The organism is Arthrobacter sp. Alg241-R88, from assembly GCF_900537115.1.
Classification (GTDB): domain Bacteria; phylum Actinomycetota; class Actinomycetes; order Actinomycetales; family Micrococcaceae; genus Arthrobacter.
In genome coordinates this window covers 13,588-26,636 of the sequence record NZ_UNRG01000015.1, presented here as the reverse complement: position 1 = coordinate 26,636, position 13,049 = coordinate 13,588, and the positions used below count along the sequence as shown (strand labels likewise).

11 protein-coding genes are annotated in these 13,049 nt (G+C 61.7%); 9 read left to right on the top strand and 2 right to left on the bottom strand.

Features of this window, described 5'->3' with window-relative positions:
* Position 1: 1 nt before the first annotated feature.
* The 7 genes from G6R19_RS19485 to G6R19_RS19455 all read left to right on the top strand — a co-directional run bounded on the left by G6R19_RS19485 (position 2) and on the right by G6R19_RS19455 (position 8,092).
* The gene (locus G6R19_RS19485; protein WP_205484651.1) at positions 2-2,905 is read left to right on the top strand and encodes an FAD-binding and (Fe-S)-binding domain-containing protein; all 2,904 of its coding nucleotides are present in this window, start codon (positions 2-4) and stop codon (positions 2,903-2,905) included.
* 450 nt (positions 2,906-3,355) lie between these two features.
* Positions 3,356-4,129 (top strand): amino acid ABC transporter ATP-binding protein, encoded by a 774-nt coding sequence (locus G6R19_RS19480; RefSeq protein ID WP_275898081.1) that lies wholly within the window; start codon positions 3,356-3,358, stop codon positions 4,127-4,129.
* Positions 4,126-4,779, top strand: coding sequence for an amino acid ABC transporter permease (locus G6R19_RS19475; RefSeq protein ID WP_163167990.1), 654 nt, complete (start codon positions 4,126-4,128; stop codon positions 4,777-4,779). Before G6R19_RS19480 ends, G6R19_RS19475 begins: the two co-directional genes overlap by 4 nt.
* A gap of 20 nt (positions 4,780-4,799) precedes the next feature.
* Positions 4,800-5,423 carry an amino acid ABC transporter permease gene (locus G6R19_RS19470; RefSeq protein WP_240341975.1) on the top strand — a complete coding sequence of 208 codons (624 nt, stop codon included), beginning with the start codon at positions 4,800-4,802 and terminating at the stop codon, positions 5,421-5,423.
* A gap of 26 nt (positions 5,424-5,449) precedes the next feature.
* Complete coding sequence (locus tag G6R19_RS19465) at positions 5,450-6,295, top strand: transporter substrate-binding domain-containing protein (RefSeq protein ID WP_163167988.1); 846 nt, start codon at positions 5,450-5,452, stop codon at positions 6,293-6,295.
* Between the two features lie 676 nt (positions 6,296-6,971).
* A complete protein-coding gene (locus G6R19_RS19460) occupies positions 6,972-7,550 on the top strand; it encodes an adenylate kinase (RefSeq protein ID WP_205484655.1) in 579 nt (192 codons plus the stop codon).
* A 317-nt stretch (positions 7,551-7,867) separates the two neighbouring features.
* Positions 7,868-8,092 carry a hypothetical protein gene (locus G6R19_RS19455; protein WP_163167986.1) on the top strand — a complete coding sequence of 75 codons (225 nt, stop codon included), beginning with the start codon at positions 7,868-7,870 and terminating at the stop codon, positions 8,090-8,092.
* Between the two features lie 268 nt (positions 8,093-8,360).
* On the opposite strand, the gene G6R19_RS19450 is transcribed toward G6R19_RS19455, so the two are convergent.
* Both G6R19_RS19450 and G6R19_RS19445 read right to left on the bottom strand, forming a co-directional pair.
* On the bottom strand, positions 8,361-9,566 hold the full coding sequence (locus G6R19_RS19450) for an MFS transporter (RefSeq protein ID WP_163167985.1): 1,206 nt from the start codon (positions 9,564-9,566) through the stop codon (positions 8,361-8,363).
* A gap of 73 nt (positions 9,567-9,639) precedes the next feature.
* Positions 9,640-10,311, bottom strand: a complete 672-nt coding sequence (locus G6R19_RS19445; protein ID WP_163168011.1) for a GntR family transcriptional regulator — start codon at positions 10,309-10,311, stop codon at positions 9,640-9,642.
* 157 nt (positions 10,312-10,468) lie between these two features.
* Here G6R19_RS19445 and glyA point away from each other — a divergent pair, with 157 nt between their 5' ends.
* Together glyA and G6R19_RS19435 are read left to right on the top strand one after the other, a co-directional pair.
* A complete protein-coding gene (gene glyA, locus G6R19_RS19440; protein ID WP_163167984.1) occupies positions 10,469-11,827 on the top strand; it encodes a serine hydroxymethyltransferase in 1,359 nt (452 codons plus the stop codon).
* On the top strand, positions 11,824-13,044 hold the full coding sequence (locus G6R19_RS19435) for a sarcosine oxidase subunit beta family protein (protein ID WP_163167983.1): 1,221 nt from the start codon (positions 11,824-11,826) through the stop codon (positions 13,042-13,044). Before glyA ends, G6R19_RS19435 begins: the two co-directional genes overlap by 4 nt.
* Positions 13,045-13,049 lie beyond the last annotated feature (5 nt).

Below are 13,049 nucleotides of genomic sequence, written 5' to 3'. Positions count from 1 at the left end.
CGTGACCGGAAATGTCCTGTCCCCGTCCGAAGCTGCGCCGGCGCTGGCTCTGCTCAGGGCTGCGGATGTGCCCTTGGACACCTCTGGCCGCCGGCTGGCTGAGTACTCCTACGATGCGTCCAACTACCGGCTCCCTCCCCTAGCCGTAGTCTTTCCACGCAACGTCCAGGACGTTCTGGCCACGCTCGCGGCCTGCCGGGAAACCCGCACGCCCCTCATCAGCAGGGGCGGCGGGACATCCATGGCCGGCAATGCCATCGGGCCAGGCATCGTGCTGGATTTCTCCCGGCACATGAACCGGATCCTCGACATCAACGAGCGCGCGAAGACTGCGGATGTCGAAGCCGGCGTCATACTCTCCCACCTCACCCGCCAGACCGAAATCGCCACCAACGGGAAACTTACGTTTGCCCCGGACCCATCGTCGAAAAATCGGGCCACCATTGGTGGGGCCATCGGCAATGACGCCTGTGGTAATCACTCCGTCCGCTACGGCCGGACTTCGGACCATATCGTAGAGATCGACGTCGTCACCTCTGACGGCGCGCAGCTCACCGCCACAGCCACGGGGCTACGGGCAACGAACCCAGCAGACACTTATTCCGTCCGGCGCGCCTACGACCTGAGCGAGGATCTGAAAAATCTGGCTGGGAAGAATCTTTCAGCGTTCCGCCTGGAGCTGGGGCGTATCCAGCGCCAAGTCTCCGGATATCATCTTGCCAACCTCTTGCCGGAAAACGGGCTGAACGTGGCCCGCGCCCTTGCCGGCACAGAGGGCACATGCGCCGTTGTCGTGCGCGCCAGAATGAAGCTTGTCCCCAAAGCACCGAGCGCACTGCTGGTCTGCCTGGGCTACGCCGACGTCGTTGATGCCGCCAAAGACATCACGACCATCTTGAAATTTTCTCCCGCAGCTGTCGAAGGGATCGATGAAGCAATCGTCGACACCATGCGACTGCGTCGCGGCGCCGATTCCGTCCTCGGCCTTCCCCAAGGCAAGGCATTCCTCTACGTGGACCTGGACGGAGAAGATTCCGCCCGCGTTGCCCAAGAAGCAGAAAGACTCCTCGAACGGCTGAAAGCCAATGGACGCCTCATCGACGGCCGCACGGTACCGGACCTCGTGCAACGGGCTACCCTTTGGCGGGTCCGGGAAGACGGCGCTGGCCTGTCCTCCCGCCCCGCCAGCGGAGGGGAATCCCAGGCCGGCTGGGAAGACTCCGCCGTGGCCCCGCAAAACCTCGCCGCCTACCTCTCGGACTTCCGGGAACTCCTATACAAGCACGGGCTAAGCGGAATTATGTACGGCCATTTCGGGGCTGGCTGCATGCACATTCGCATCACCTACGACCTGCGCAGTCAGGACGGCCTAAGCGTGTTCCGCAAGTTCACCCAGGCCGCCGCTGAGCTCGTGGTAAGCCACGGGGGGTCTCTGTCCGGGGAACACGGTGACGGACGGGCGCGATCCGAATTGCTGCCGGTTATGTACTCCCCGGAGATGATTGCCGCTTTCGAGGCGTACCGCAGCCTCTGGGACAAGCCAGGGATCCTCAACCCCGGAACCATCACCCATGCAGACCCAATCGACAGCAACCTCGCGCTCGAGGGTGTCCCGGACCGCGAGTGGCGGACCCATTTCGAGCTTCGCCCTGTCGAAGCAGCAGCTGCAGGTGCCGACAAGTGGGTACATGCTGTCCAGGCATGCATCGGAGTTGGCCGCTGCCGGTCTGATGCCGGGGGTGTGATGTGCCCGAGCTACAGGGCAACCGGGGATGAAAAAGATTCAACACGTGGCCGCTCCCGCGTCCTGCAGGACATGGTCCGCGGGGCACGAAGCATTGACAAGGGATGGAAATCTGAGGACGTCCGCGAAGCCCTTGACCTGTGCCTGGCATGTAAAGCCTGTTCCAACGACTGCCCCGCCGGCGTGGACATGGCAACCTACAAGTCAGAGTTCTTCTCCCACTACTACGACGGAAAAATCCGCCCCTTATCGCACTTCTCCCTAGGGTGGCTCCCACGCTGGCTAAAAATCACCACACGGGTCAGCCCGGTCGTGAACACCGTCATGGGAAGCCCGTTGGGCAAACTCGTGGCCGCGGCAGGGGGCCTCACCACCAAGCGCGCCATGCCCAGGTTCGCGTCCCGCAAGTCGCTGCGCGAGGCCCTCGCTGGGTTCACGAACAACGAAACCGCCGACACCGTGCTCTTCATCGACTCGTTCACCAAGGGCTTCCGACCCGAAGTTGCCGGTGCTGCCGCCCGGGTCATCAACGCTACCGGGCGCACAGTCTCGTGTGAGAGCGACTCCTGCTGCGGATTGACGTGGATCTCCACAGGGCAACTCGACACAGCCAAAAAAATGATGGCCAAAACCGTCGCCAAGCTCGACGACGGTACGAATGCTCCGATTGTCGTCATCGAACCAAGCTGCGCAGCGGCACTGAGGAAAGACGCTCCCGAGCTCCTTAACACTGAAGCGGCAACACGAGTCTCAAACCGCATTCAAAGCTTTGCTGAAGCTGTTAACGGATGGGTTGAAGGCGGCTGGGTACCCCCAACCGTACCTAGGGCAGTTACTGTGCAAACCCACTGTCACGAGTACTCGACATTCGGCGCAACCGTCCAGCGCAAAGCGCTGGCCGCACTTGGGGTGACCACCGTCAAGGAAGCTACAGGTTGCTGCGGTGTCGCCGGCAACTTCGGCTTCGAAGCGAACCACTACGACATCTCCATGCAAGTCGCCCAACAGGCACTTGCTCCAGCACTCGCCAGTACACCAAGCGAGATCCCCGTCCTCGCCGATGGCTTCAGCTGTGCCATGCAGATCAAACAGCTGGAGCCAGATCGTAGCAGCCTGCACTTGGCCGAGCTCTTGGACGAAAAAGGACAGAGCGCCACCTGATAGCGCGGCTCGCCCACATTGAGCCCTCGGGGCCGGGGCGAGAGCCTTCTCCAGGAGAACGGGGGCGATGGTGACGGGCGCTGGTACGGCGGTGGAATCATGCACAAGTGCGTTGCTTGTTGCTTGCGCGAGGGTAGCCGAGCCGTCCTTCCTTCAGTCCCGTGGAGCCCAGCCAATCGTTTTACCGCACACGACAAGCAAGACTACAATTGTACGATCAGACTGTTGACAGCTGCACTCCAGCCAGATTACCGTTCAAATAGCAACCGACGATGGGGTGGGTTGGGGAAGCACTCTCGAAACTTCAGAGCGTCCCAGCTTCTGCCCTGGCGTCGGTGACCACACCGAGCAAGGCGTCTCGCTTCTTCACCGCGTTTGCCTAAATGGCCCTTGCTCGCCGACCTCCCAAGAAAGCAGGGGCACGTGGGACATGGAATCTCCGAAGCAATAGTGGACCCCATCCAGCGACCTGACTCACCCGCAATCCGTCTTCATAACGTTGATAAACGGTTTGGCGAGCACACAGTTCTCGACCAGGTCTCGCTATCTGTCGATCCAGGGCAAGTCCTGGCACTCATCGGGCCCAGCGGAGCAGGCAAGAGTACATTGCTTCGCTGCATCAATTTGCTTGAGCGCCCCACAGGAGGCACGATCACGGTTGACGGCGTGACTATTGAAGCCGGTCACACGGTAAGTGCCAATGAGCTGGCGAAGCTTAGGTCCCGGGTCGGAATGGTCTTCCAGTCCTTCAATCTTTTTCCGCACATGACGGCGCTGAAGAACATTGCTCTGCCCCAGCAGCGTGTCCTGGGTCGGAGCAAGAAGGAAGCGGAAGACCGTGCCCACGCCTTACTCAAGCGTGTGGGACTAGCGGATAAAGCGCAGCAGTACCCGACGCGCTGTTCCGGGGGGCAACAGCAGCGGATAGCTATCGCAAGAGCATTGGCACTCGACCCTAAAGTGATGCTCTTTGACGAGCCGACGTCCGCCCTTGATCCCGAAGTCGGACTGGAAGTCCTCCGAGTCATGCGGGAGCTCGCAGATGAGGGCATGACCATGGCGGTGGTGACCCATGAAATGCAATTTGCCCGCAACGTCAGCGACCATCTGGTGGTGATGAGCCAAGGTCGGATCCTCGAAGAAGGGGACCCGCGCCAGATATTCGCGAACCCGCAACAGCAGCGAACCCGAGAATTCCTTCGCGCTGTCTTGGAGCGCGAGTGACTGAGAACGTGTGGACATTCGTAGCCCAGGGCATATCCAACACCATCGGCCTCACTGTCCTAGGTTTCAGCCTCGGCGCGCTCCTCGGCATTCCACTGGTGGCCATGCGCTTCGCGCCTCTAGCACCCGTGCGGTGGATAAGCGGCACATATATCCAAATAACCCGGGGAGTGCCACTAGTCGTATGGCTGTTCCTTATTTACAACGGCCCTACCCAGTTCGATCCCAGCCTTGGTTCCGTCTTCACCTCCTGGCTATCGGCCCTCCTCGCTATCGGGCTTGTATCAGGAGCGCATATGGCTGAAATCTACAGAGGATCGCTGAGAGCAGTCCCCCTCGGGCAGCGCGAAGCCGGCGGTGCGCTGGGAATGACACAAGTGGACACAGCTGCACGGATAATCGCTCCACAGATGCTACGGACGGCCATACCTGCTTCCGCAACCTATGCAATAGGTCTACTCAAAGACTCGTCCCTTGCCTCAACGATCGGCGTTTTTGAAGTCACCTTCTACGCGAACACTGCTGCCGGTACAAGCAGCTCAGCTGTCCCATTTCTCGTCGCCGGCGTGTACTACCTAGCGCTGACAATTCCCTCCGCCTGGGGAGCGCGCCATCTCGAAACCCGGCTCAGCAGGAAGGTACTCCGTTGACAGGCATCATGGATGACTTCATGACTTACCAGCAGGAACTCGTCAACGGGCTTGGGGTGAGCATTAGCCTTGCGCTGCTGACCTTTGCTTTGGGTCTGCCCGGCGGGCTCCTGCTCGCTGTCGCCAGCTTCAACCGCGCTAAAGCCGTGCGCATCCTGGCCGTAGTATTCGTAGAAGTCGGACGCGGAACACCAGCGCTCGTTATGCTGCAGTTGGTCTACTACGGGCTTCCCGTCACCTTGACAGCTTTCCTGTCTGCTGCAATCGCACTGTCTCTAACTACTGCTGCCTACACCAGTGAAATCATCCGTGGAGGCCTACGAGGCGTTCCCGCAGGAGAAATTGAAGCGGCCGACGCACTCGGGCTCCGCGCCTTCCACACCATGCGAGACGTGGTGGTCCCCCAAGGCTTGAGAATTGCGCTGCCCCCGCTGTTGGGATTCTGCATCATCATGTTCCAAGCCACCACGCTTGCTTTCACGATTGCGGTACCCGAGCTGATGGCGCAAGCCAAGTCCATCGCGAGCAGCAACTTCCACTACTTCAACCTCTTTCTTATCGCCGGTCTTCTGTACGCCCTGATAACCATTCCGGCAAGCATTTTCACCGACCGTGTGGCCGACAAACTGGCCCGCCACACATGACCCGACCACTATCTGGAGGACATACAATGCGTAAACTCGTTGCCCTGGCAGGAACAACTATCCTGGCTGCATCCGTACTCACCGGCTGCGCAGCAGGTGCTGGCACTTCAGCCACTGCCGACTGCACCCCCGCACACTCAGACCTGAAAACCGTAAACGCGGGAGTTCTCACCGCATCCACTTCTGTATTTCCGCCCTTCTCACAGGTGGAAGGCACCAAAATGACCGGTGTCGAAGGTGAAATCCTCGACAAGATAGCCGCCATGGAATGTCTGACGGTCTCCACCCAGCTGCTCGACACAGCCTCCAGGATCTCTGCCGCACAAACTGGACGCGTTGACCTGGCCGCTGGCAACGTGTACTGCACCGCGGAACGGGAAAAAGTGGTGACTCTGGCAGGGCCCGTTTACAACGACCAGATCGCCATCGTCTCCAGAACCGGAGCAGGAAGCTTCGCGGAGCTGGAAGGCAAAAAGGTTGGTACCTTCAGCGGCTCCCTCTGGAACGAGGAATTCAAAAAAATCTACGGGGGCAACCTGAGCGAGTACCCGGATCCCACCGCCATGTACAACGATCTCGCTGCCGGGCGGATCGACGGAGCCGCCGACTCACTAGGGTCAGGAACCTACGTCAACAAGGAACGCGGGAACACATGGACCGTCAAGAGCCCCCAAGCTGATGAACGGGTAGCCTCCAGCACGCAACCCGGACAAGTTTGCTTCCCAATGTCCAAGCAAAACGAAACCCTCGCCACCGCAGTCAAAGAAGACCTGGAAAAGCTACGCTCAGACGGAGAAATCGCCGAGATCCTCACAAAGCACGGACTAGACCCCGCTGCAGCCGAAGTCGGCCAAATGCGCCTTATCGGCTAGGCGCCAGCCCACGCAACGCATCTCAGTGACGACAGGGAACGACACTTCCTCCACAGCTAGGACAAGCAATTACCGTCGTTACGCCTGATGTCTCCCCACCGGCCGAAGGCCCGCCGACAGAATCCTCCCGCCGCCAGATAGCAGGAGCATAAAGCCGCCAAGGCCACCCATCTCGCAACTGGGTGGCCTTGGCCCCAAACAGCACCCAAAGAAGAAACAACAGATGGACCAAAAGCAAAACGCACGAAGGCAACCGACTCTGGCGAAATTGCGCATTCAAGTGCCCAGCATGTGCCCCCATTGCCGTCGCCGGCGACACGTGTTCAGTGCCCATGGCCGCCATTGCCGCGGACGATGCGGACGATCGTGGCGCCGGCGGTAACCCCTGGGGTGCTCAGCAAATCAAGGAGCAGAAAGAATGGAAGGCTTCACACTAATAGAAGCAATAAGAAAATCCCGCCCCAAACAAGCGGCACGCACCAGCGCCCATCGGAGGAAACTAAGAACGCGGATTCAGCAGGCCATAGCGCGATTCCGGTACCACCAATAGCAGAAATATCACCCCCGACGGCAGACCCCAAAAATAGTACACCCATTCGCACACTCGGTGGGAACTGTGGAACAAGAGAAATACCGACTCGAACTCATCACAATGAAAGGTTTTTTCATGATGAATATGCTGATTATTGGACCTCCAGGTTCCGGAAAAGGAACGCAGACAGAACGGATCTCGGAGCGCCTCGGCGTTGTGGCGATCTCCACCGGCGATATTTTCCGTGCAAACGTAAAAGGTGAGACGCCGCTTGGCATTGAAGCCAAGAAGTACATAGACGCCGGCGACTTCGTTCCGGACAGCGTGACCAACAAGATGGTGCGCGACCGCCTCAGCGAGTCCGACGTCGAAAACGGCTTCCTCCTGGACGGCTACCCCCGCACCACAGCCCAGGTGGACTACCTCGACGAGATCCTCGCCAAGGGTGAGAAGAAGCTCGACGTCGTCCTGCAGCTGACTGCCGACGACGAGGAACTGGTCCACCGCCTCCTCGGCCGGGCCAAGGAAACGGGCCGGAGCGACGACAACGAAGCCGTCATCCGCCACCGCCTGGACCTCTACCACGAGCAGACAGAAGCCGTGGTGGCCAAGTACGCCGAGCGCGGCATCCTCACCCAGGTGGACGGCATTGGCCCAATCGACGACGTAACCGACGGTGTAATGCAGGCTATTGCAACAATGTTGCTGGTGCCGACCCTCTAACTTCGCCGCCAAGCCCCGACTCGGCGTTGATCGAGCCTGGAAGCGCACGCTTTCAACAATGCGTGTCCCCTCCAACTGACGAACTGATGGACCAGGTCTGGATGTGCTGCAGTTCCTGATGAGGAGACACCCGTCGTCGCGGACAGCATCGACCGGCTCGCTCGGAACGTTGATTCGGCACCGACAGCCCATGTTTCCGTCATGGCCTCGGGATCACGCTCTCGTCAGCCACTGCGTAACCCAGGTCGCAGCGGGAAGCTCCCCGACACTACTCATTAGCTGTTATCGCTACTTTCACTCCAGCATAGGAGGCTCAAGTGTCCGCAACAGCACAGACCTATCGATCAGCAGGAATAGTCGATGTCAGCGTTGACGACGCCTCACAAATCGACCACGCCCTGAACAACGCAGTCGAGACCGTCAAAGCCGCGGCCATCGGCCACCGAACGGGGATCATGATTACCCGAATCGGACCGGGGCCCTACATCCTCCGGGCACACCCGGAGGTGCCCTTCGGGCTCATCCGCCAGCAACACAACTAGAGCAAGACACCAAATTCAATGGTGGTGTTGTGGCACAAAATTGGCGCGGGCTTCCTGACACGATAGAGCTAACGGCTTGATTAGAGCACACCCCAACCTGACGTCAGGAACCCGCTCAATTACCGTCAGAATAGGGTCCGGAAGGCCGTTACTACACGCCCGGGGCGAACACCCTAAGACCCCAATCTGACAGGCGGCCGCGAAAGAACTGACGCCGGAAATACCCACGCCGAACGGGTTCCCGCACCCCCTAACAAACCCCCCGCCGTCACACTGACCCGCCGATCACCCGGTCACGCCCAGCAAGCACACCCATGAAAGCGAGAACCGCCATGATGCCCGCAGTGACGAGCAGCGGAAGCGTCCAGTCTCCGCTCACGTCGCGAAGACCACCGAACATCACCGGCCCCACAGCGGCCAGGCCGTAGCCGACAGACTGCGCCATGCCGGAGAGCGACGCCGCTTGCGGATAGTTCACCGTCCGTAGGCTGAACAGCGACAGGGCGATCACAATGAGGCTCCCACACCCGATGGCCCCAAGAACGACCCACAGCAACGTGAGGTCCGGTGCAAGTGCCAGCCCGAGGAACGTCACGAACATCGCCGCGCCGCTCGCGAAGGATACGAGCCGCTGGTCCGAACCCCGGTGAAGGATTCCGCCGGCCATAAGGCTGGCGAACACGCTGATGAGCAGGAACACGGACAGGTGGATGCCGGCAGTTGTGGCAGAAACCCCGCGGCTTTGTTCGATGGTGGGCAGCCATGCCATCAGGACGTAAAACGCGATCGACTGCAACCCCATAAAAACCGTCACCTGCCAGCCCAGGGCCGAGGCCCAAGGCGACCGGTAGGAAACCTCCCGCTTGGTGGCGGTCACGGTGCCTGACCGGTGCCGGCGCAGCCACGGCAGGAGCACCGCCATGGCGATGATGGCCAGTCCCACCCAGATACCCAGGGCAAGCCGCCAACCGGCGGGCGACGTTTGCGCCACGGGCACGACGACGGCGGCCCCCATCGCGGCGAACGCGGCCTGTGTTGCGGTGTAGCTTCCGGTGACCCGGCTGACCTTTGCCGGGAAGTCCCGCTTGACGAGGGAGGGGACCAGGACATTGAGAAACGCTATCGCCAGGCCAATCAACGCCGTTCCGGCCCAAATGAAGCCGGGCACAGGCAAGGAGCGGAGCACGATGCCCGAGGCCAGGAACAGCAGGGACATCCACAGCGCGCGGTCGAGCCCCAGGCGGGCAGCGAATCCGGGCGCCACGGGTGAGAAGACCGCGAAGGCAATCAGCGGAAGGCCAGTCAGGAACCCCGCTGCGGCACTGGACAGGCCCAGGTCACCGCTGATGTTCCCGAGTACCGGTCCCACGCTGACAAAGGACACCCGCAGGTTAACTGCAATGAGCAGAACCCCGGTCAGGGCGAAGCCGATCCTGGCGGTGCGTCCTTGCGCGTTCCGGGTGGCAGTTGGCATCGTGCGTTTTTCCTTCTGGCAGTGAGAGGGCGCCCCGGTTCCAGAACCGGAAAGGCGGATTCAGTGGGAAGCGCTACAGCACCTTGCGGATGGTTTCCTCGAAGCTCGTGACGTGGTGCAGGGCCAGCTCGCCGGCCTTGTCGGCGTCACCGGCCGCTACCGCCTTCAATAGGTCCACATGCTCTGTAATGTGGCCTGTCACCGAGGGAACCTTGTCCAGCACCACGCACCAGATGCGCGTGGCCAGGTTGTCGTAGCGGATCAGCGTGCTTTCCAGGTGCGGGTTCGCGGCCGCCTTGTAAATCAGCCGGTGCACCATCAGGTCATAACGCATCAGGTCCCGGGTCTCCCCGGACGTGGGGTCAATCCCCGCAATGGCATCGGCCACCCGCAGCAGCTCCCGGCGCATGCCCTCACTCGCCCGGGCGGCTGCACGGCGGGCGGCCAGGGGCTCCAGCAATTCCCGGATCTCCGAGACATCCGCCAGCTCGGTGAAGTCAACATTCGTGGCGAACGTTCCGCGGCGAGGATAGGAAACCACCAGGTGATCCACCTCAAGCCGCTTAATCGCCTCGCGCACGGGAGTCCGCCCGAAGCCAAGCTCAGCCGCCAGCTGCCCGTCATTGATCGGCTCCCCCGGGCGGATCTCCAGCATGATCAGCTTGTCCCGCAGCTGCCGGTACGCGGCCTCGGCCTGGGACGGAGCTTCCTCCTCCGCAGGGGTCAGAGCAAGAAGTGCGTTCAAGGCGCCGCTCCGTTCTTCGATGACGTGCAGGACCCGGACACGGTAGTTTCCTGCCGCTTTCGGTCCAGCTATTGACTCTGCTGTGATCCCAATCATACCATTGACCTCACACTGATATATCAGTTACCAAGCAAATGGTATTTCAAAAGGAGCATCCGTGGTTGAGCAGTTGAACGAGCGACTTTCCGCAGTCGATCCCGAGGTCCAGCAGGCCATCACGCATGAGCTGGGCCGCCAGCAGTCCACGCTGGAAATGATCGCTTCGGAGAACTTCGCACCGTCCGCCGTCATGGAGGCACAGGGCTCGGTCCTGACGAACAAGTACGCCGAGGGCTACCCGGGCAAGCGCTACTACGGCGGCTGCGAGCACGCTGACGTTGTGGAGCAGCTCGCCATCGACCGGGTCAAGGCCCTTTTCGGCGCCGAATTCGCCAACGTCCAGCCGCACTCCGGCGCCCAGGCCAACGCAGCCGCCATGTTCGCCCTGCTGAACCCGGGCGACACCATTATGGGCCTGAGCCTGGCCCACGGCGGACACCTGACGCACGGCATGAAGATCAACTTCTCCGGCAAGCTCTACAACGTGGTCCCCTACCACGTGAGCGAATTAGACCTCCGCATCGATATGGCCGAGGTGGAGGCACTGGCCCTTGAACACAAGCCCAAGCTGATCGTTGCCGGCTGGTCCGCCTACTCCCGCCAGCTGGATTTCGCGGAGTTCCGCCGCATCGCCGACCTCGTGGGCGCCTACCTCATGGTGGACATGGCCCACTTCGCCGGCCTGGTGGCCGCCGGCCTGCACCCGAACCCGGTGCCGTACGCCGACGTCGTCACCACCACCACGCACAAGACCCTCGGCGGCCCGCGCGGCGGTGTCATCCTCGCCAAGGAGCAGTACGGCAAAAAAATCAACAGTGCCGTATTCCCCGGCCAGCAGGGCGGGCCCCTGGAGCACGTGATCGCCGCGAAAGCCGTAGCCTTCAAGCTCGCTGCCACCCCCGAATTCAAGGAACGCCAGGAACGCGTCCTGCAGGGATCCAAGCTTCTCGCCGAACGGCTCCTCCGCGACGACGTTGCCGCAGCAGGAATTTCCGTGGTCAACGGCGGCACCGACGTCCACCTGGTCCTGGTGGACCTCCGCAACTCCGAGCTGGACGGACAGCAGGCCGAAGACGCCCTGCACCGCATCGGCATCACCGTCAACCGCAACGCCGTCCCCTTCGACCCCCGCCCGCCGATGGTCTCCTCCGGACTCCGGATCGGCACCCCGGCCCTCGCCACCCGCGGCTTCGGCGCCGAGGAATTCACAGAAGTTGCGGACATCATCGCGACGGCGCTCATCGCTTCGGCCGGCAGCGTCGCCTCCGGGACCACGTCCCTGGGCGGCAGCACCGCCGTCGAACTCCGCGCCCGCGTGACCGCCTTGGCGGAGAAGTTCCCCCTCTACCCCCACCTCAGCAACGGCGCCGAGGACATTAACGAATTTGAAGCAGACATGATTGGAGCAGCCCAGTGAGCACCCAACAGCTCCCCGAGCACCCGGACTTCCTCTGGCGCAACCCGGAGCCCAAGTCCTCCTACGACGCCGTGATTGTGGGCGGCGGCGGGCACGGCCTGGCCACTGCCTACTTCCTGGCGAAGAATCACGGCATGACCAACATCGCCGTCCTGGAAAAGGGCTGGCTGGCGGGCGGCAACATGGCCCGTAACACCACCATCATCCGCTCCAACTACCTCTGGGACGAGAGCGCCGCCATCTACGAGCACGCCCTCAAGCTTTGGGAAATCCTGCCCGAGGAGCTTGAGTACGACTTCCTCTTCAGCCAGCGCGGCGTTATGAACCTTGCCCACACCTTGGGCGACGTCCGCGAAAGCATGCGGCGCGTGGGAGCGAACAAGCTCAACGGCGTGGACGCGGAATGGCTTGACCCGCAGCAGGTCAAGGAACTCTGCCCCATCCTGAACATCAATGACAACATCCGCTACCCCGTGATGGGCGCCACGTACCAGCCCCGTGCCGGCATCGCCAAGCACGACCACGTGGCCTGGGCCTTCGCCCGCAAGTGCGACGAGTTGGGCGTTGACATCATCCAGAACTGCGAAGTCACCGGCTTCGTCAAGGACGGCGAGCGCGTAGTAGGCGTCAAGACCAACCGCGGCACCATCAACACCGAAAAGGTGGGCCTCTGCGCTGCCGGGCACAGCTCGGTCCTGGCCGAAATGGCCGGCTTCCGCCTCCCCATCCAGTCCCACCCGCTCCAGGCACTGGTTTCCGAACTGCACGAACCCGTCCACCCCACGGTGGTCATGTCCAACCACGTGCACGTCTACGTTTCCCAGGCCCACAAGGGCGAACTGGTGATGGGCGCCGGAGTTGACTCCTACAACGGCTATGGTCAGCGCGGCTCCTTCCACGTGATTGAGCACCAGATGGCGGCCGCCGTCGAACTCTTCCCCATCTTTGCCCGGGCCCACGTGCTCCGGACCTGGGGCGGCATCGTGGACACCACCCTGGACGCCTCCCCCATCGTGGGCAACACCCCGGTGGAGAACATGTTCGTGAACTGCGGCTGGGGCACCGGCGGCTTCAAGGCCACCCCCGCAGCCGGCATGACCTTCGCGCACAACATCGCCACGGGCGCCCCGCACAGGCTGAACAAGCCGTTCGCGCTGGAACGCTTCGAAACCGGCGCGCTGATCGACGAACACGGCGCCGCCGCCGTCGCCCACTAGCCGCC